The sequence below is a fragment of the Chromohalobacter canadensis genome (assembly GCF_034479555.1).
GTDB classification, from domain to species: domain Bacteria; phylum Pseudomonadota; class Gammaproteobacteria; order Pseudomonadales; family Halomonadaceae; genus Chromohalobacter; species Chromohalobacter canadensis.
Genome location: NZ_CP140151.1, coordinates 2485945 through 2504874 on the forward strand (window position 1 = coordinate 2485945; position 18930 = coordinate 2504874).

The following is an 18930-nucleotide window of genomic DNA, read 5'->3' on the forward strand; positions in this document are numbered from 1 at the left end:
TATCGCATGATCAAGCCGCCGCGCAGGCGGCGAATCAAGGAGACACCATGCGCGGACGTTGGCAGGTAGGCAACCGTTTCACCTTGTTGCCGGAAGGCAAACGTTTTCTTCCCGCCTTGTTTAAAGCCATCGATGAAGCGCGCACCACGCTTTATCTCGAATTGTACCTGATGGAATCGGGAACGCTCGCCACACGGGTGATCGATGCCTTGTGCGCGGCGGCCGGGCGTGGTGTCACGGTGCTGGTACTGCTCGATGGCTATGGTTCGATGAAACTCGCGTATTCGGACCGTGGGCGCCTGCGTGAGGCCGGTGTGGCGCTGCGCTTCTTCAATCCGCTGGCCTGGCGTCAGTTGGGCAAGAATCTGTCGCGCGATCACCGCAAGCTGCTGATCGTCGACGAGCAGCTGGCTTTTACCGGTGGTTTCGGGGCCGTCGATTCCTTCGTCGAGGCATGGTATGAAGTCGCCGTACGTATCGAGGGGCCAGTCGTCGCGGATTGGGTCGGCCTGTTCGCGCAGCTCTGGGAGTCGCCTTTGACACGCCGCAAGACAGCGCCGCGTCACTGGCCGTCCCCGGCCCCGATTGCACCACTCACGGAGAACATGCGCGGGCGCATGATCAGTGGGCGTGGGCATCGTTACCAGGCGATCCGGCATTCGCTGCATCGGCGTATTGTCGCCGCCGAGCGGCGGTTGTGGCTGTGCACGCCCTACTTCGTGCCGACCTTTAGCCTGCGCCGACGCCTGATCCGTGCCGCGCGTCTAGGCGTTGACGTGCGGCTATTGTTACCGGGCTCGCGCCACGACCACCCGAGCATTCGCTATGCCGGGCAACGTTTCTACGCGCGACTGTTGCGGGCCGGGGTACGTATCTATGAGTTCCAGCCGACCTTCATCCACGCCAAGTTCGTGCTGGTCGACGATTGGGCGTCGATTGGTTCGTGCAACTTCGATCACTGGAGCCTGCAATGGAATCTGGAGGCTAACCAGGAAGTCGAGGATACAGGGTTTGCCTGCGACGTGGCGGCCCTGTTCGAGCGTAACTTCGCCGCCAGCGAGGAAATCCATTGGGATCAGTGGCGCCATCGTCCATGGACTCAGCGTTGCCGTGAGTGGGTTTTCGGGACCCTCAATGGATGGATGACGCGATTGCGCTGAGCACACGCCTAGCGACCCGGACGTCCGGCAGGCTTCTTCTTGCGCGGCGTGGGCTTGGGTTTTTCCTCGGGGACGCGGTAGTGCAGGTAGAGATCGAGAATCAGCTCGGGTAGCTGCTTGACGAGAGCCTCGGCCCGGGTGCTGTCGGCGATCAATTCGTGCATGTCGGGTTCGTCGTCGAATAGACCTGACAAGGCCATGAAGGGCAGTAGTAACTCGGCAACCCGGGCCTCGTCGTGCTCGAACCAGGCGACTTCATTGAGAAACACGCCTTCCATGAAGCCCGCACACCAATCACCGATGGGCGTTTCCTCCGGGCCGATGTCGCCGAGCTCAAGATCGAAGGGTAGTTCGGGCAGGTGACCATGTTCGAGGGCATCGATGGCGTTTTGCTTGAGCGTCTCGCAGAGGCCGAGGATCTGTTCGCGCTGCGCGGCGTCGGTGAACTGCGGCTCGCCATGGTATAGCTCGGCGACCCAGGTCGTGGCCGGTGTCTCGATCGGTGCGATTGCCAGGGCGACGAGGAAACCGTGCGTGCCGATCAAGTCGAGCGCTTCGGGGTCGACTTGATCGGATTCCAGGAAATCGTCGAGGGTCTCGAGCGCTGTGTCGTCGAGCAGTGGCATGGGGGGCGACGTCTCGGACATGATGGGCCTCTTGCAGGGTAGCGGTCGGTGAGTGGTGGACGCCAGTCGCGTTGCGCGGCATTCTAGCATCCCATGATGTCTGCCACCTTGCCTTCTCCCGATTACGATTGGTTAGTGTCGCTCGACGAGCCGGCCCTCCACGAGGCGCTACGTGCACGCGTTGAGGCGGCTTGGCGTGTCGCCCTCGATGTTCATCCTTCACTGCCGCGCCCCGACGTATGGTTGGACCTGCGTGGCAAGGGGGCCGGTCAGGCGCACTTCACGCGTGGTGGCCTGCGCTTCAATCCGGTCCTGCTGCGCGAGAACCGTCGGGCGTTCATGGAAGACGTCGTGCCGCACGAGATGGCGCATTGGCTGGTCTTTCACCTGGAAGGACCGCCGGCGCGTCCGCACGGCCACGAATGGCGTACCGTCATGCAGAAACTCTACGGCTTGCCGCCACGTACCACGCATCGTTTCGATGTTACGCGTGCCAGTCCCGCGCCGTATTGCTACCGTTGTGGTTGTGGCACCGAACATCGATTTTCCGCGCGGCGCCATTCGCGGGCACAGCGAGGTGCGAACTATCATTGCCGACATTGTCGACAGCGCTTGCGTTTCGTTGGAAAAAGTGATGTAACTCAATGAATTAAAAAGAAAAAATGGTAATACCAAGGTCTAATAGGGGGCCAGGGGGTCTAGGGGTATATGCTGGATAGGTATTCTTGGACGGTCACGTTGGCAACCGTGTGGCCGATCATCCATTTCTCGACCTTTGCGAGGCAGCCATGACCGAACAGCCGAAAGTCTACCCGGTGGAAGAGGATTTCGCCGCCAATGCCTGGGCGAATAACGAGACGTATCTGAGCCTTTATCAGCGCTCCGTCGACGACCCCGAAGGCTTCTGGGCAGAACAGGCCGAGTCTCTGGATTGGTTCAAGGCGCCGACCAAGATCAAGAACACTTCATTCGCCGCTTCCAACGTGGATATTCGCTGGTTCGAGGATGGCGAGCTCAACGCCGCCTACAACTGTCTCGATCGTCATCTTGAGACCCGCGGCGATCAGCCAGCGATCATCTGGGAAGGCGACGACCCGGGGCAGGATAAGACCATCACCTACCGTGAGCTGCATGCCGAGGTGTGCCGCTTGAGCAACGCACTCAAGGAAATGGGGGTCACCAAGGGCGACACCGTCACGCTCTACATGCCGATGATCCCCGAGGCGTCGGTGGCGATGCTGGCGTGTGCCCGTATTGGGGCGATTCACTCGGTGGTCTTCGGTGGCTTTTCACCGGATGCCCTGGCACAGCGCGTGGTCGATGCCCAATCGCGTGTGGTAATCACCGCCGACGAGTCGGTGCGCGGTGGCAAGCATGTGCCGCTCAAGGACAACGTCGACGCCGCGATGACCCGCGACGGTACCGATATCGTCGACAAGGTGCTGGTAGTGCGCCGCACCGGTGGCGATATCGAATGGCACGACGACCGCGACGTCTGGTACCACGAGTGGGTCGAGCGTCAGTCCAGCGAATGCCCGGCGGAGAAGATGAACGCCGAGGATGCGCTGTTCATTCTTTATACCTCTGGCTCCACTGGGCGTCCCAAGGGGCTCAAGCACACCACCGGAGGCTATCTGCTCTATGCGGCGCTGACGCATCGCTACGTATTCGACTACCACGAGGGTGAAGTCTACTGGTGCAGCGCCGATGTGGGCTGGGTCACCGGTCACAGCTATATCGTCTATGGGCCTCTGGCCAACGGTGCCACCACGCTGATGTTCGAGGGCGTGCCGAGCTATCCCTCGCACGGACGCCTCGGTGAGATCATCGACAAGCATCAGGTATCGATCCTCTACACCTCGCCGACCGCGATCCGCGCGTTGATGGCGCATGGCGAGGACATCATGGACTCCAGCCAGCGTGACAGCCTGCGCGTGCTGGGCTCGGTGGGTGAGCCGATCAACCCCGAGGCCTGGAGCTGGTTCCACCGTGTGATCGGCAGCTCGCGCTGCCCGATCGTCGACACCTGGTGGCAGACCGAGACCGGCGGGATCATGATCACGCCGCTGCCCGGGGCCACCGATCTCAAGCCGGGTTCCGCCACGCGGCCGTTTTTCGGCGTGCGGCCGGCGCTGCTCGACAATGAGGGCAATGTGCTTGAAGGCGCCACCTCGGGTAACCTGGTGATTCTCGATTCCTGGCCCGGTCAGGCGCGGACCATCTGGAACGATCATGAACGCTTCGTACAGACGTACTTCTCTCCTTACGAAGGCGTCTACTTCACCGGCGATGGCTGCCGTCGCGACGAGGATGGCTACTACTGGATCACTGGCCGTATCGACGACGTGCTCAACGTCTCCGGGCACCGCATGGGCACCGCCGAGATCGAATCCTCGCTGGTGGCACACAGCGCCGTGGCCGAAGCGGCTGTGGTGGGATACCCCCACGACATCAAGGGTCAGGGCATCTACATTTACGTGACCCTGGGTGACGACGTCGAGCCTAGTGAGGAGCTACGCAAGGAATTGACGCAATGGGTGCGCAAGGATATCGGGCCTATCGCGACGCCGGATGTCATTCAGTGGGCGCCGGGGCTGCCGAAGACCCGTTCCGGCAAGATTATGCGGCGTATCTTGCGTAAGATCGCCGCCAACGAGTGCGAGGGCTTGGGTGATACCAGTACGCTGGCTGATCCGAGCGTGGTCGATGAGTTGATCGAGCACCGCGCCAATCGTTGATACGCGTTGGGGTGGGTATCCAGCGTCGGTTCGTTCGACACGGGGCGGCACGCCAGCTCGCCTCGGGTACCCGCCCGACTTTCGCCGGCCGCTGGCCGGCTTTTTCGTGCCACCAGGAACGTTCAGGGGTGCGTCGACGCAAGGCTTGGGTATTGTCTACAGCATGGGGTAACATGCTGAAAACAAGAAGTGAACCTGATGCTTGCCGATGACATTCGCGGCACGACCGTTCGCTCCAGGGGGATCCGGAGGAGACACAATGGCTTTTGCCCAGAAATTCATCGTCGCCGATGACCACCCGCTATTTCGTGCCGCGCTCAACCAGGCGTTGCGCCAAGTAGCGCCACAGGCGGAGATCGTCGAAGCCGATACCATGGAGGCGACGTCCGACATGGTGATGCGCCATCCCGATGCCGACCTTATCTTGCTCGACTTGCACATGCCGGGCGCACATGGTTTTTCGGGACTGATCCAGTTGCGCGGTCAGTCGCCTGAGGTGCCCGTGGTCGTCATTTCGGGCAGCGAGGAGCCGCCGGTAGTGCGTCGTGCCATCGACTACGGCGCATCGGGTTTCATTCCCAAATCCTCGTCGCTGGATGTTATCGCCGAGGCGATCCGCCAGGTGCTCGAAGGGGAGGTCTGGTTGCCCGAGGAAATGGCCGATGTTCTCGGGGAGTCGAACGAAGATGAAGCGCGCTTCGCCGAAGCCATCGCTTCACTGACACCCCAGCAGTTCCGGGTACTCAACATGTTGAACGAAGGTCTGCTCAACAAGCAGATCGCCTATGAACTCAACGTGTCGGAGGCGACCATCAAGGCGCACGTCACGGCGATTCTCCGTAAACTGGGGGTGCATTCGCGCACCCAGGCGGTCATCGCTGCACAGAAACTCGAGGTCGAGCCGCCCAAGGTCGAGTCCTAGACTGTCCTTGGCGGCAGCATACGAGGCCACGTGAGAGACAAGAAGCCGTTCCCGTAGCTTAATGGGAACGGCTTCTTCGTCTCTGTGTATCAGCATGCGCTCCCCGGGCCATGCAAGGCGGCCTATGACTGCGACTGGCGGTCCAGGAAATCGCGCATGGCGTTCACGGTTTCCTCACTGCAGTGATGCTCGATGCCCTCGGAGTCGGCACGCGCGACTTCCTCGGGCACGCCGAGCGCCCGCAAGGCATCGAGTACTACCCGGTGGCGTGCCATGACGCGCTTGGCGAGCGCGTCTCCCTCATCGGTAAGGAAGATCCCGCGGTAGGGACGAGCGACGGCAAGCCCGTCGCGTTTCAAGCGTGCAATGACTTTCGACACCGCCGCCGCGCTGACGCCGAAACACTCGGCCAGATCGCTGGCCCGTGCTTCGCCCAGCTGCGTATGCAGGTGCGCGATTTCCTCGACATAATCCTCGACCAGTTCGGTCTGATGATCCTGCCGGACGCGTTTGAAATATTCGTGCTTGGGCTGAGACTTCATGCAACCCCTGCTTTCAGTGTCCCGTGAACGTAGAAAATAGCACGTACGCGTTGAGGGCGACGATCAACGTGCACACAATACCGCCCACCACGGTTACCGATCTGTGATTGACTAGGTTGCCCATGATACGGCGATTGGCGGTGAAAAAAAGCAGCGGGATGAGTGCGAACGGAATTCCGAAGCTAAGAATCACCTGACTGGCAACCAAGGCCTTCTGCTCGGACACGCCGAGCATGATGATCACAAGCGCCGGCAACATGGTCACTAGACGGCGTAGCCAAAGGGGGATCGTGAAGGCCATGAAGCCTTGCATGATCACCTGCCCCGAGAGCGTACCGACGATGGACGACGACAGGCCGGCGATTAGCAACGCGGCGCCGAAGACATGGCTGGCGGTGACCTGGCCGAGCATCGGTGCCAGCAATTTATAGCTGTCACTGATGGTGGCGACATCGAGACGACCATTGGCATGGAAGGCCGCCGCCGCCATGGCCAGCATGCTGAGGTTGACCACGCCGGCAATGGCCATGCCGATGATGACATCGAGGCGATAGTAACGCATCAAGCGTATGCGATGGGCATCATCTTTCACTTGAATCCGCTGCTGTGAAAGCGCCGAGTGAAGGTAGATGACATGCGGCATGACGGTGGCGCCGAGTATGCCCGCCGCCAGGTAGAGCGAATAGCCATCCGGGAAGCCGGGAATCAGCAGACCCTCGAGCAGGGGTGTCGGTTCCGGTCGGCTGATCACCAGCTCGAGGATGAATCCGCTCGCCACGGCAAGGATCATGGCGCCGATGACGATTTCCATGAGTCGGAAACCGTAATGGTAAAGATGCAGTGCCAGATAGGTAATCGCCCCGGTGAGCAGCGCGCCTTCCATCAGCGATAGCCCGAACAACAGGTTGAAGGCCAGCGACGCGCCGAGGAACTCGGCGAGGTCGGTCGCAATGGCCACGACCTCTGCTTGTATCCAGTAGCACCAGACCACGGGGCGCGGATAGCGTGCGCGAATCACCTGGGGCAGGTTGCGCCCGGTGGCGAGCCCCAGACGTGCCGACAGGGTCTGGATCAGCATGGCCATCAGGTTGGCGACGAGCACCACCCACAGTAGGGTATAGCCGTAGCGTGACCCCGCTTCGATATTGGTGGCGAAGTTGCCGGGGTCGATATAGGCCACCGCCGCGATCAGCGCGGGGCCGAAAAAAGCGGTCCATCCCCAGCGTCGAGCCTTGCCATTGAGCGTCGACGCCGCTTGCTCGCGGATCGCGCTGTCGGAAATCGTACTCAGCATGGTAGCGACTCTAAGTTAACCATGGTTAATCGAATGTCTAAAGGTTAACTTAGAGGCCTTGGCTTGACCAATAGCCGTTGTCCCCAGAGGCGATTGAGTTTGACTATCAGTCGCGTCTGGACGTCGTGCGTGTCCCGCGCGCTAGCGGTCTTGGCGAGCGGCGCGGTTGGCTTGCAAGGTGCGTGTCAAAAGCGCCCGCAAGGCGGCGGGGCGCACCGGCTTGAGCAGCAACTGATAACCATTGCGGCGAATCTCCTCGGCGACCTCGTCGGTACGATCGGCGGTGATCACGATACCTGGAACGGGGCCTTCGCAGAGCTCTTCGAGCGCTTCCAGGGCCATCAACCCGGTAACCTCGTTGTCCAGGTGATAGTCGGCGAGGATGGCCTCGGGATCGCTATCCAGATGGCGTAACACCGACTTGGCGCCGCCGATGGACGTGGCAGTGAATACTTCGCACTCCCAGCCATCGAGCATCGCCTTCATGCCCTCGAGGATCAGTGTCTCGTTGTCGATACACAGGATTCTGGCACCTGCGAGTTTGTTGCCGGGACGCCGCGTGGGCGTGTCCTCGGTACTTTTTTCCTGCTGGCGTCCCTCGACCCGGGGCACCGACACCGAAAATACGGTGCCGACGTTTTCCCACGAGCGAATCTTGATGGGATGTTCGAGTACCCGGCTCATGCGGTCGGCGATGGACAGCCCGAGCCCCAGGCCTTTCTCGCTCTCCTTGTGACGCGAGGCCTGATCGAGGCGGCGAAACTCCTGGAAGATTTCCGCCTGCTTGGCCTCGGGAATCCCCGGACCGGTATCCCAGACCTCGATACTCAATTGCTCGCCCTTGCGCCGGCAACCCAGCAGTACACGCCCTTGCTGGGTATAGCGCAGTGCGTTGGAGAGGAAGTTCTGCACGATGCGGCGCAGCATCTGGGCATCGCTATCGACCCAGGTGCCGGTGGCGACGACATCAAGGTCGAGCCCACGATCCGTGGCCATGACCTCGAACTCGGCGCGCAGCGGGCGCAGGATGTCGGTCAGCGGGAACTGCGTGCGTCGAGGTGTCAGGGCGCCGGCATCGAGTTTGGAAATGTCGAGCAGCGTGCTCAAAAGCTCCTCGGCGGCCTGTAGCGAATTGTCGATATGGTCGATGGTATGGCGCAGCTCGTCGGCCTCGACCTGCTGCCCCAGTGCCGAGGTGAACAGACGCGCGGCGTTGAGCGGCTGGAGCAGGTCATGGCTGGCGGCGGCCAGAAAGCGTGTCTTCGAGGCATTGGCCTCCTCGGCGACTTGCTTGGCTTGGCGCAGCGCCGACTCGGCCTCGGCGCGCACGCGGTTTTCCTGGCGCAGAGCCGCGTTGGCCTCCGACAGCGCCTGGGTCCGCTCGCGGACGCGTTCCTCGAGATTTTCGTTGGTCTCGCGCAGGGCGATTTCGGCCAGACGGCGCTCGGTGATGTCCTGATAGAGGGCGAAGAACCCGAGCACGCTCTCGCCTTCGCCGAAGTGAGGCGTGTAGGTCACCAGCATGTAGCGCACGCCACCGTCACCGTCATCCTGGGAGATTTCGAAGCTCACCCGCTCACCGGCCAGGACACGCTGCATCCACGGCGAACGTTCGCGGATGACCTGGGCGGGCATGACGTGGTCGAAGCGTTCGCCGATCGCTTCGTTGCGGTCGATGCCCATCGCCGCTTCATAGGCGCGGTTGGTGAAGAGGTAGCGGCATTCCTTATCGAAATAGGCGATCAGCGCCGGCACATTGTCGGTGTAAATGCGAATGTTGTTTTCGGAGCGGATCAGCGCCTCTTCGGTGCGCTTTTGCTGGGTGATGTCCTGATAGGTGTAGACGAATCCGCCGCCTGGCATGGGATTGCCCTGGACCTCGAGCACCGTGCCGTCCTGGCGGTAACGCACGTAGCGGTGCGGTTGCCCTTGGCGGATGTTGTCCATCAACAGCTCGACGTGCTCCTCGGGGTCGCCGGGGCCGTATTCGCCGTTATGCGCGTTGTAGCGCAGAATCTTGTCGAACGGCGCGTTGACCCGGATCAAGCTGTCGGGGAAGCGAAACAGCTCCAGATAACGCTGGTTCCATACCACCAGGCGCGCGTTCTGATCGATCACGCTGATGCCCTGGTTGATGTTCTCGATGGTCGCTTGCAGCAGGGCACGGTTGAACTCCAGCACCTGCGAGGCTTCGTCGACGATCGAGATGACATCGGAGATGCCGATACCGCGCCCTTGCAGCGCCGAATTGACCACGATGCGTGCCGAGGACGCCCCGAGAACCGATGACAATAGCCGTTCGGTGAACTGGATGACGTCGATCGAAGCGCGGGTATTGTCGTCCACGGACTGGCCGCCACGGCGGGAGTAATCCTCGAAGGCGCGCTGTACTTGGCTGGTGCCCAGGAAGCGTTCGCAGAGGACCTTGAGATCGCCCACCGTGGTGGCGCCGGTCCAGGGACGGTTGACCGAGGTCTGGCGAGTTTCGACGCTATCGACGAACAGTGATGCTTGGATGCGCTCGACCACGCGCTGCGGGGTGATCTGCGAGACAAAGATGTAGCAGAACAGGTTGAGCCCCAAGGACAACATGACGCCGTGAGTGAAACTGTCCCCGACGTTGAGCCCGAACAGGTGCGTCGGTGCCAGCCAGTCGAGTCCCAAGGGGCCGCTGGTCAGCCAGGTTATCGGCAGCAATTCGGCCTGCACCAGCGCCGGCAGCAGGAGCGTGTAGGCCCACACCGCGAAACCCACGTTCATGCCGGCAATGACGCCGAGGCGGTTGCCACGCTTCCAGTAAAGCCCGCCGAGCAAGGCAGGCGCGAACTGGGCGGCCGCAGCGAACGACAGCATGCCTGTCGAGGCCAGGGTGCTGTATTCGGCGATCAGGCGATAAAAGATGTAGGCCAGCAGCAGGATGACGACGATAGTCGCGCGTCGCGCACGTAGTACCAGCTTGGCGTAGTCGCCTTCGGTGACGAACCAACGTAGACGGAACAGCAGCGGGATGATGATCTCGTTGGAGATCATGATCGATACCGCCACGGCGGCCATGATGACCATGCCGGTCGCGGCCGAGAGCCCACCGATGAAGGTGAGCAGTCCCAGCCATTCGCTGCCGCCGGCCATGGGCAGCGCCAGCATGAAGGTATCGGGATTGACGTTGCCATCGGGGAATACCGTCAGGCCTGCTGCTGCGATAGGCAGCACGAAGAAACCGATGGCGGCTAGATAGAGCGGGAATAGCCAGCGGGCGCGTTTAGCGTCATCCGCGTGCGTGTTTTCGACCACGGCGAGGTGGAACTGGCGGGGCAGACAGAAGATGGCCAGCATCGCGAGTAGCGTCTGTGCCCAGAAACCGTGGCCGAAATCCTGCTCGGTGAGCTGGCGCTGCAATTCCAGATGGGTATCGGCGCGGCCGAGCAGGTCGCCGAGGCCGTCGAACATGCCCCAGGTGACATAGGCGCCGAGCACCAGGAAGGCGACCAGCTTGACCAGCGATTCGAAGGCGATGGCGTGAATCAAGCCCTCGTGGTGCTCGGTGGCATCGGTATGTCGCGTTCCGAAGAGAATGGCGAACAGCGCCATGACGGCCGCGATATAGAAGGCCGTATCGCCGAACACAGGGGCGCGAGTCAGGTCGGCGCTGTCGGTCAATACGGTGAACGCCGAGGCCACGGCCTTCAGCTGCAAGGCGATATAGGGCAGCGTGCCGATCAAGGCCACGAGGCTGGCGAAAGCGGCAAGCGATTGTGTCTTGCCGTAGCGCGAGGCGATGAAGTCGGCGATCGAGGTCACGTTCTGGCGTTTGGCGACGCGGATCATCTTGGCCAGCACGGGCCAGAACAGCAGGAAGGTCAGAATCGGGCCGACAAAGATGCTGGCGAACGACCAGCCCGACGTAGCGGCCTCGCCGACGGCGCCGTAGAACGTCCATGATGTACAGTAGACCGCCAGCGCGAGGCTGTAGACGATGGGCCGCCGTCTGCCCGGCCCATGGCGCTTGGCCTGGCTGTCGCCACGCCAGGCGATGGCAAACAACACGGCAATGTAGATCAGCGATACGACGATCAGTAGCCAGCCAGCAAACATGCTCTCTCCCCTGTGTTTGCGGCCATTCTAGGGTAATCCGCTGGCACGCGTCAGTCGTCCGTACGCTTAGGACGTTTCACACAGGGCCTGGTAAAGCGGGTTGTCGGCGCCAATGTCGTGCAGCGCGGAGGTGTCGGGTTGGCGCTCATCGCCGACCAGTGGCGTCCATTCCCGTTCGCCGCAGTTCATCAGATAGGCCTGATGGGTCACACGGTCCGTGACCTGTTTCTCGAAACGGTAGAGGATAAACTCCATGAGGCGCTGGCCGTTGGCCTCGGTGATGCGTAAATGATCGCGATCGATCACCTCGAAGGCGACGGGTAAGGGGTACAGATATGTCCAGGGACGCCAGAACATCGAATCGTATTCGACATCGACGACCTCGGCGGAGTCGGGCAGTTGCTGCTGCTTGGAAGCCAGCCAAGTGTATTCATAGTAGATCTGATAGCTGAGCATTCCTACGCCTGCTAGTGCCGGCACGATCCAGCGGGGCAAGCGCTTGCCGCTGAGCTGTCGCAGGATCAACCCGATCCCCGCAGCGCCGAGGCCGGCAAATATCACTGCGACCAATTGCCAAATCATAATCTCTCCCTGCAACGAAATCGGGCCTCCCCCTGGGAAGCCCGATAGTGTGATCCCGCGGCCCGGGCCAGCCGAGCCGATGGATATTATCGCTTAGTGGTTGATGGCACCACCAGCACCTTTGGGATAGCGCACGCTTTCTACCAGTTCCTGGATCTCCCGGGGCGGTTCCTCGGATGATTTGGAAACCAGGTAGGCGACCGCGAAGTTGACGATCGCACCCACCGCGCCGATGGAGAGGGGGGAGATGCCGAGCACCCAATTTTCAGGCGTATCCGCCAGGTTATTGGTGCCGGGGATGAAGAACCAGCCTTTGTAGATGAAGATGTAGACGAGGGTAAAGATCAGCCCTGACAACATCCCTGCGATGGCCCCCTTGTTATTCACCCGCTTGGAGAAGATCCCCATCATCAGCACCGGGAATAGCGATGCAGCGGCGATACCGAAGGCCAATGCCACGACCTGTGCCGCGAATCCTGGTGGATTGGCGCCGAGGTAAGTGGCGACGACGATGGCAACCGACATCGAGATGCGTGCCGCTCGTAACTCCCCTCGCTCCGTTATGCCTGGGTTTATGGCCCCTTTGATCAAGTCATGACTGATCGCCGAGGAGATGGCCAAGAGTAGTCCGGCAGCGGTGGAGAGTGCCGCCGCCAGACCGCCGGCGGCGATCAGTCCTATGACCCAGGAGGGTAGGTTGGCGATCTCCGGGTTGGCCAACACCAGGATGTCGTTGTTGACGCTTAGCTCGTTGCCTTCCCAGCCACGGTCCTCAAAGCTGGCGCCGTCGTTGTAGAACTGGATGTTGCCGTCGTTGTTTTTGTCTTCGAAGGTGATCAGCCCTGTTTCTTCCCAGGTCCGTATCCACTCCGGCCGGTCTTCGTAGGCGAGGGGGTTGGCGGCGGCGGCGTCGTAATTCTCGACTTGACCTGCCATGTCGGGGTAGATGGTAGTCATTAGATTCAGGCGTGCCATGGAAGCCACGGCCGGGGCAGTCAGATAGAGCAAGCCGATGAATACCAGCGCCCAGCCGGCGGACCAGCGCGCATCTGCCACCTTGGGGACGGTGAAGAAACGCATGATCACGTGGGGAAGGCCGGCCGTCCCGATCATCAGCGACAGTGTGAACAACACCATGTTGAGCTTGTTGTCCACCATCGCCGTATAGGCATCGAAGCCTAGCGCGGTGACCACTTCGTTGAGCTTGGCCAGCAGCGGTTGACCCGAGGCGCTATGATCGGAGAACAGGCCTAGCGGCGGAAGCGGGTTACCGGTCAATTCCAGCGAAATGAACACCGCCGGAATGGTGTAGGCGATGATCAGGACGATGTACTGGGCCACCTGCGTATACGTGATGCCTTTCATACCACCCAACACCGAATAGAAGAATACCACGACGGCGGCGATGATCAGGCCGGTGGTCGCATCGACCTCCAGAAAGCGTGAAAAAGCGACGCCAGCGCCGGCCATTTGGCCGATGACGTAGGTCAGGGAAGCCACGATCAGGCAGACGACGGCAACCATACGTGCTGTGCGGCTGTAGAAGCGGTCGCCAATGAACTCTGGCACCGTGAACTTGCCGAATTTCCTCAGGTAAGGCGCCAACAGCAAGGCCAACAGCACATAACCGCCGGTCCAGCCCATTAGGAAGGTGGAGTTGGCATAGCCACCAGCGGCGATGAGACCCGCCATGGAAATGAACGATGCGGCGGACATCCAGTCAGCCCCAATCGCCATGCCGTTGGTGATCGGGTGTACGCCGCCACCGGCGACATAGAAATCTTTGGTTGAACCCGCCTTGGCCCAGATAGCGATGCCAATGTAGATCGCGAAAGAAGCACCGACGAACAGGATATTAATGGCAAATTGACTCATGCTGGCTTACTCCTCGAGTCCGTATTGCTTGTCCAGCCGGTTCATCTTCCAGGCATAGAAGAAGATCAGGCCAATGAACGTCAGGATGGAGCCCTGTTGAGCAAACCAGAAGCCCAGGTCAGTGCCACCGACGGGAATGCTGGACAGCAGGGGGCGCAGCAGGATCGCGCAGCCGTAAGAGACGAGTGCCCAGACGATCAGGCAGCCGGTTATTAGGCGCACGTTGGCTTTCCAGTAAGCTTCGGCATTGGTTTTTTCATCTGCCATGGTGTGCTCTCCACTGGTAAGAACAGGTTGGTGTTGTGATAAGAGTCCGAGACGCTTCAAAGCAATCGCAGGTATAGAACATTATGTGGGGTAACGTCATTGATACGATAGTGGCGCTAGACTTTTATCGACAATGACTGTGCTATCCGTCATGTGTTAACTACCTAAGATTGCCTTGAATGGCCATTCTTATGATAGTGGCCAATGACGGAAAAAAAAGAACCCCATACTTTGGTATCAAGCCATTAGTTTAAAGAGTCATTTTTGGAATTGTCATGTTTTTCATGGTTTTGTGATAGGGTGTGAGTTTTTTTAGCAGGCTTATAAAAAGAAGTGGTCGAGGCTTGTGGAGCGTAAGTCAATGGCCATTTTGGGGAGGCGGCTCCAGCTAGAACGATAGTCTATGTGTCGTAATAAAAGTCAGCTTTGCTACTCTTGAGTGCGTAATATGGTTAGCATCTTTCGGCCGTGTTACCGAAAAGTATAAGGAATATGAAGCGGTAATGATGACACCAAGTCGTGCCAGGGCCGGCACAGGACGAGGGTACTACCATGGTCGATATCAACCTTTCGCAACCTCCTTTCAGCTTGCTCGATGAAAAAGGGCGGCAGCGTGTCCGGGACGGAGTCGATCTCGCCTATTTCAATGAGAGCGAGGTCATACTCGATGCCGGTCAACCCGGTGAGCATGTATTCCTGATTCACAAAGGTGAAGTGGCGGAACTCGATCTCAACGCTAGCGAGAGGGAGCGGCGTATCGGCCACTACACGGCGGGCGATCTGTTTGGGGCGATCAGCATTCTCAACGGCACCAGTCGCTACCGCTTTCAGGCCGAGCAAGAAAGTCTATGTTATTTGCTGCCGCGCGCGTTGTTTGAGGACATTTGCACTGCGTACCCCGCCTTCGATAACTACTTTCGGCAGCATCTGGCCGAAAAGGCGCGCCATGTGCTCGAGCGACGCGCAGAAGGGGGCATGAGCATGGCACGCTTCATGCTGGCACGGGTGGCGGAATGCATGCGCGAACCCGTCGTGGTCGAAGGGCATACTACGATTGCCGAGGCCGTCACGCATTTGCGCGAGCGTCATGCCGATAGCTTGCTGGTCAGCCATGCGGGACGCTGCGGGATGGTCACCAAGACTGACCTTCTCGATGCGCTGGTTCAGCAAGGCTTGCCGCACTCCGCCGAGGTGGGCGGCATTGCGCATTTCACGCTGATCACCTCGCACGCCGACGACTATCTCTTTACCGCGTTGGTGAGCATGACGCGCCATGAGGTGGCGCGTGTCGTGGTCATGGAGGGCGCGCAGGCGGTGGGCGTCGTCGAGTTGACCGATGTGCTGGGGTATTTCTCGAGCCGCGCCCATGCCGTTAGCCTGCAGATCGAGCAGGCGGAGGATATCGAGGCGTTAGCGCATGCCAGCGCGCGTCTGCCTCAGTTGATTCAGACATTGACGGCGCAAGGCGTGAAGTTGCGCTTCGCCATGGAGCTTCTGGCGGCGCTCAACGGTCGGATCATCCACAAGGCGTTCCGGTTCTTGATACCCGAGGATCGTCAGTCTCAGTCATGCCTGCTTGTCATGGGCAGCGAGGGGCGCGGCGAACAGATCCTCAAGACCGATCAGGACAATGCCCTGATTCTGGCCGATGGCAGCGATTGGCCGGGTATCGAGGACGCCATGGGTGCCCTGACCGACACACTGGGCAGGCTTGGCTATCCGCCTTGCCCGGGCAACATCATGGTCTCCAATCCGCAGTGGGTAGCGAGCGAGTCGGCATGGCGCGGCAAAATCGCTCGCTGGGCCTCGAGTCGCGATCCAGATGCATTGATGAATCTCGCCATCATGCTCGACGCCCATGCCATCGCCGGTAACGCGAGCTTGCTCGAAGGTCTTCGTGAGCACTTGTTCGCGCGCGGCTCCCACGATGAGTTGCTGTTGTCTTACTTCGCGCGGGGCGTATTGCGTTACTCCACCCCGCTGACCCTGTTTGGCACGCTCAAGCGTCCGGAGCATGGCATCGACATCAAGAAAGGAGGCATTTTTCCCATCGTGCATGGCGTGCGCACGCTGGCGCTGGAGCGCCGAGTCGCCGCCACCTCGACGTTTGCGCGTCTCGATGCATTGGTTGACGACGGTCGCCTCGACCGGCCTTTCGCTGACGATCTGGGCGAAGCCATGTCGCTATTTTCCGAGCTGCGGCTGCGTCAGCAGTTGGAAAACCTAGAGGGGAACGACGCGTCGCAGGAGCCCAATCGCGTGGTCGTTCAGCGTCTCAGCGGCTTCGAGCGTGACTTGCTGCGCGAGGCGTTGCATACGGTCAAGGAATTCAAACAACGCTTGTCACAGCGTTTTCATCTTGAATATTGAGGTGCTCGTCAGGCACGGGCCGCGAGATCGAGTCACGCTCCGCGGGCCATCGTCAGGGGTATACGGGAGGTTGCGATGATAAAAGCATTGCGTCGTGCCGGTGATCGGCGCCGACAACTGGGCGGGCATCATGCCTGGCGTTTCGAACGGTATTGCGGCAGCGAAGTCATCGCTCTGGATTGTGAGACCACCGATCTTGACCCGCGGCGTGCGGAGTTAGTGGCGCTGGCGGCGGTCAAGGTGCGCGATGGACGTGTTCTGACCAGCGAGTCGTTGGACTTGCGCCTGCAGCGGCCGGAGAGCTTGTCGGGCGACTCCATCCGCATTCATGGCTTGCGCGGTGTCGATCTATGGGGCGGCGAGGCGTTGGGCGATGCACTCGACCGTTTGCTCGATTTCATCGGCAATCGCCCGTTGGTCGGCTGGTGCATCGATTACGATGTGGCAGTCATCAATCGTCACCTGCGCCCGCGTACGGGATTCGATCTACCCAATCGGACGCTGGATGTCTGCCGGCTGTATGTGCGTGAACGTCGGCGCGTGCAGCCAGACATCGAGCCGGATGTGCGTTTCGAGGCTATGAGCGAGGCCTTGGGCGTGCCGGTCATGGGGCGCCATACAGCGTTGGGCGATGCCGTGACCACGGCACTGATGTATCTGCGCCTGTGTCACGGGCGCGCGATCAGCGCCTGAGCGGCTGGGCCCGATACTTCGTCGTAGTAGCCTGCGGTGATAACATGGGGTGCTTCACTCACCACGGCAGGCCAAAGCGCTATCGTCATGCATGCACTCAACGGCCAAGACAAACTGGCATTCAATAAGTTGCAAAAACGCCTGCGGCGCCAGGTGGGGAACGCCATCGTCGACTACGGGATGATTCGAGACGGCGACAAGGTCATGGTATGCCTCTCCGGCGGAAAGGATTCCTACACAATGTTGGATATCCTCATGAACCTGCAGCGTAACGCACCCGTTTCGTTCGAGCTGGTGGCCGTCAACCTCGACCAGAAACAGCCAGGGTTCCCCGAGCACGTGTTGCCCGAATACCTGGACGGCGTGGGCGTGCCTTATCACATCGTCGAGCGCGATACCTATTCGGTGGTCAAGGAGAAAACCCCGGAAGGCAAGACTACCTGCGCGCTTTGCTCGCGCTTGCGGCGTGGCACGCTCTATGGCTTCGCCGAAGAGATTGGGGCCAACAAGATCGCGCTGGGCCATCACCGCGAGGATATGCTGGAGACATTGTTCCTCAACATGTTCTTCGGCGGCACGCTCAAGTCGATGCCCCCCAAGCTACTCTCCGACGACAATAAGAATGTCGTCATTAGGCCCTTGGCGTATTGCCGTGAGGCCGATATCGCCGAGTACGCCGAGTGGCGCGAGTTTCCGATCATTCCCTGCAATCTGTGCGGTTCGCAGCCCAATCTTCAGCGTCAGGTGGTCAAGGAGATGCTCGCGGAGTGGGAAGAGAAACACCCAGGGCGCCTGGAGGCGATGTTCAAGTCGATCACCAATGTGGCGCCGTCGCAGTTGGCCGACCGCGACCTCTTCGATTTCGTGGGGCTGGAAGACAAGCAACGCGAGTTCCAGAGCAAGCGCATCGAGGCACTCGACGTGCTGACTCGCGAGGCTTGATGCTCACTCGCGAAGCGACGTCTCGCCGCGCGCTAAGGCAGCGAGGCGCTCGTACTCGAGAAGCGTGATCTCGCGGCGTGCCGCTTGGAGCAACCCGGCCTGCTGAAAACGACTCATCAGGCGGCTGATGGTTTCCACCGCCAGGCCGAGATGATTGCCGATATCGGCACGTGCCATGGGCAGGCGAAAACGAATAGGGGAGAAACCGCAGCGCTTAAAGCGGTGTGATACGTCGATGATGAAGCTGGCGAGGCGTGCCTCCGCCGTGTGGCCGGCGAGCCGGCAAAGCCAATGCCGGTCGTCGTGAAGCTCGCGGCTCATGCTGCGGTAGAGCGCATGGCGCAGCTCGGGTAGATCAACGGAGAGGCGGTCCAGTTGATCGAAGGGAATCGCGCATACGGCAGTGGTTTCGAGCGCTTCGACGAGCCCCGGATGACCACCGCTGGCGAGGCCATCCAGACCGACGAGTTCTCCGGGCAGGTAAAAGTGCGTGATGCGCTCCTCGCCGTGGGCTTGTGCGACGCTCTGCTTGAGACTGCCGCAGCGTACCGCGAAGAGGTGCGTGAAAGGCGTCGTGGTGTCGAAAAGCGTTTCACCGGGCTTGAGAGGCGCGCGTCTTCGGATGATGGCGTCGAAGTCGTCAAGATCGTCAAGCCCCAGCGCCAGCGGAAGACACAACGAGTTCAGCCGGCATGTCTGGCAATGGGCATGCATCGGCGAGGCCGGAATGGCGGTATCGTCGGTCATGGCGTTTTCTCCTAGGACGCGCCTACCTTAGGGTAGCGTGTGAACCCCGTCAAAGCCGCATAGTGACGCACCCTGATACC

General features: G+C 60.5%; 14 protein-coding genes and 1 pseudogene. 7 read left to right on the plus strand and 8 right to left on the minus strand.

The genetic code is table 11. The features are described from left to right. Nucleotides 1-47: 47 nt before the first annotated feature. Nucleotides 48-1160 (plus strand): phospholipase D-like domain-containing protein, encoded by a 1113-nt coding sequence (locus SR908_RS11770; RefSeq protein WP_246921477.1) that lies wholly within the window; start codon nucleotides 48-50, stop codon nucleotides 1158-1160. Between the two features lie 8 nt (nucleotides 1161-1168). Here the strand turns inward: SR908_RS11770 and SR908_RS11775 are convergent, their stop codons facing one another. Beyond that, nucleotides 1169-1807 carry a UPF0149 family protein gene (locus SR908_RS11775; RefSeq protein ID WP_246921479.1) on the minus strand — a complete coding sequence of 213 codons (639 nt, stop codon included), beginning with the start codon at nucleotides 1805-1807 and terminating at the stop codon, nucleotides 1169-1171. Between the two features lie 72 nt (nucleotides 1808-1879). On the opposite strand from SR908_RS11775, the gene SR908_RS11780 reads away from it, so the two are divergent. The 3 genes from SR908_RS11780 to SR908_RS11790 all read left to right on the plus strand — a co-directional run bounded on the left by SR908_RS11780 (nucleotide 1880) and on the right by SR908_RS11790 (nucleotide 5446). Beyond that, nucleotides 1880-2434, plus strand: a complete 555-nt coding sequence (locus SR908_RS11780) for a SprT family zinc-dependent metalloprotease (protein WP_246921481.1) — start codon at nucleotides 1880-1882, stop codon at nucleotides 2432-2434. 140 nt (nucleotides 2435-2574) lie between these two features. Then, on the plus strand, nucleotides 2575-4524 hold the full coding sequence (gene acs / locus SR908_RS11785) for an acetate--CoA ligase (RefSeq protein ID WP_246921483.1): 1950 nt from the start codon (nucleotides 2575-2577) through the stop codon (nucleotides 4522-4524). A 259-nt stretch (nucleotides 4525-4783) separates the two neighbouring features. Then, the gene (locus SR908_RS11790; protein ID WP_040244569.1) at nucleotides 4784-5446 is read left to right on the plus strand and encodes a response regulator; all 663 of its coding nucleotides are present in this window, start codon (nucleotides 4784-4786) and stop codon (nucleotides 5444-5446) included. 122 nt (nucleotides 5447-5568) lie between these two features. On the opposite strand, the pseudogene mntR reads toward SR908_RS11790, so the two are convergent. From mntR to SR908_RS11820, 6 genes and pseudogenes are all read right to left on the minus strand, one after another. After that, nucleotides 5569-5991, minus strand: a pseudogene (gene mntR / locus SR908_RS11795) (manganese-binding transcriptional regulator MntR); the annotation flags it as partial. Nucleotides 5992-6001: 10 nt separating this feature from the next. Beyond that, nucleotides 6002-7282, minus strand: coding sequence for an Nramp family divalent metal transporter (locus tag SR908_RS11800; protein ID WP_097022778.1), 1281 nt, complete (start codon nucleotides 7280-7282; stop codon nucleotides 6002-6004). 141 nt (nucleotides 7283-7423) lie between these two features. Further along, nucleotides 7424-11374 (minus strand): hybrid sensor histidine kinase/response regulator, encoded by a 3951-nt coding sequence (locus SR908_RS11805; protein ID WP_097022777.1) that lies wholly within the window; start codon nucleotides 11372-11374, stop codon nucleotides 7424-7426. Nucleotides 11375-11440: 66 nt separating this feature from the next. Beyond that, on the minus strand, nucleotides 11441-11956 hold the full coding sequence (locus tag SR908_RS11810) for a hypothetical protein (RefSeq protein WP_097022776.1): 516 nt from the start codon (nucleotides 11954-11956) through the stop codon (nucleotides 11441-11443). A 93-nt stretch (nucleotides 11957-12049) separates the two neighbouring features. Next, nucleotides 12050-13831, minus strand: coding sequence for a sodium:solute symporter family protein (locus tag SR908_RS11815; RefSeq protein WP_097022775.1), 1782 nt, complete (start codon nucleotides 13829-13831; stop codon nucleotides 12050-12052). Between the two features lie 6 nt (nucleotides 13832-13837). Then, nucleotides 13838-14098, minus strand: a complete 261-nt coding sequence (locus SR908_RS11820; RefSeq protein ID WP_097022774.1) for a DUF4212 domain-containing protein — start codon at nucleotides 14096-14098, stop codon at nucleotides 13838-13840. Between the two features lie 552 nt (nucleotides 14099-14650). Between SR908_RS11820 and SR908_RS11825 the strand changes: the two genes are divergently transcribed. From SR908_RS11825 to ttcA, 3 genes are all read left to right on the plus strand, one after another. Next, nucleotides 14651-16468 (plus strand): putative nucleotidyltransferase substrate binding domain-containing protein, encoded by a 1818-nt coding sequence (locus SR908_RS11825; protein WP_246921485.1) that lies wholly within the window; start codon nucleotides 14651-14653, stop codon nucleotides 16466-16468. A 75-nt stretch (nucleotides 16469-16543) separates the two neighbouring features. After that, nucleotides 16544-17161, plus strand: a complete 618-nt coding sequence (locus tag SR908_RS11830; RefSeq protein ID WP_246921486.1) for a 3'-5' exonuclease — start codon at nucleotides 16544-16546, stop codon at nucleotides 17159-17161. Nucleotides 17162-17248: 87 nt separating this feature from the next. Next, nucleotides 17249-18103: a tRNA 2-thiocytidine(32) synthetase TtcA gene (gene ttcA / locus SR908_RS11835; protein WP_040244549.1), complete on the plus strand. Its 855-nt coding sequence runs from the start codon at nucleotides 17249-17251 to the stop codon at nucleotides 18101-18103. Nucleotides 18104-18106: 3 nt separating this feature from the next. On the opposite strand, the gene fnr is transcribed toward ttcA, so the two are convergent. After that, nucleotides 18107-18850: a fumarate/nitrate reduction transcriptional regulator Fnr gene (gene fnr, locus SR908_RS11840; protein ID WP_246921489.1), complete on the minus strand. Its 744-nt coding sequence runs from the start codon at nucleotides 18848-18850 to the stop codon at nucleotides 18107-18109. Between the last annotated feature and the right edge of the window lie 80 nt (nucleotides 18851-18930).

What these genes read in the sequence shown, in the direction of transcription:
- SR908_RS11770 (WP_246921477.1), top strand. Translation starts at nt 48, where the DNA reads ATGCGCGGACGTTGGCAGGTAGGCAACCGTTTCACCTTGTTGCCGGAA.
- SR908_RS11775 (WP_246921479.1), bottom strand. Translation starts at nt 1,807, where the DNA reads ATGTCCGAGACGTCGCCCCCCATGCCACTGCTCGACGACACAGCGCTC.
- SR908_RS11780 (WP_246921481.1), top strand. Translation starts at nt 1,880, where the DNA reads ATGATGTCTGCCACCTTGCCTTCTCCCGATTACGATTGGTTAGTGTCG.
- acs (WP_246921483.1), top strand. Translation starts at nt 2,575, where the DNA reads ATGACCGAACAGCCGAAAGTCTACCCGGTGGAAGAGGATTTCGCCGCC.
- SR908_RS11790 (WP_040244569.1), top strand. Translation starts at nt 4,784, where the DNA reads ATGGCTTTTGCCCAGAAATTCATCGTCGCCGATGACCACCCGCTATTT.
- SR908_RS11800 (WP_097022778.1), bottom strand. Translation starts at nt 7,282, where the DNA reads ATGCTGAGTACGATTTCCGACAGCGCGATCCGCGAGCAAGCGGCGTCG.
- SR908_RS11805 (WP_097022777.1), bottom strand. Translation starts at nt 11,374, where the DNA reads ATGTTTGCTGGCTGGCTACTGATCGTCGTATCGCTGATCTACATTGCC.
- SR908_RS11810 (WP_097022776.1), bottom strand. Translation starts at nt 11,956, where the DNA reads ATGATTTGGCAATTGGTCGCAGTGATATTTGCCGGCCTCGGCGCTGCG.
- SR908_RS11815 (WP_097022775.1), bottom strand. Translation starts at nt 13,831, where the DNA reads ATGAGTCAATTTGCCATTAATATCCTGTTCGTCGGTGCTTCTTTCGCG.
- SR908_RS11820 (WP_097022774.1), bottom strand. Translation starts at nt 14,098, where the DNA reads ATGGCAGATGAAAAAACCAATGCCGAAGCTTACTGGAAAGCCAACGTG.
- SR908_RS11825 (WP_246921485.1), top strand. Translation starts at nt 14,651, where the DNA reads ATGGTCGATATCAACCTTTCGCAACCTCCTTTCAGCTTGCTCGATGAA.
- SR908_RS11830 (WP_246921486.1), top strand. Translation starts at nt 16,544, where the DNA reads ATGATAAAAGCATTGCGTCGTGCCGGTGATCGGCGCCGACAACTGGGC.
- ttcA (WP_040244549.1), top strand. Translation starts at nt 17,249, where the DNA reads ATGCATGCACTCAACGGCCAAGACAAACTGGCATTCAATAAGTTGCAA.
- fnr (WP_246921489.1), bottom strand. Translation starts at nt 18,850, where the DNA reads ATGACCGACGATACCGCCATTCCGGCCTCGCCGATGCATGCCCATTGC.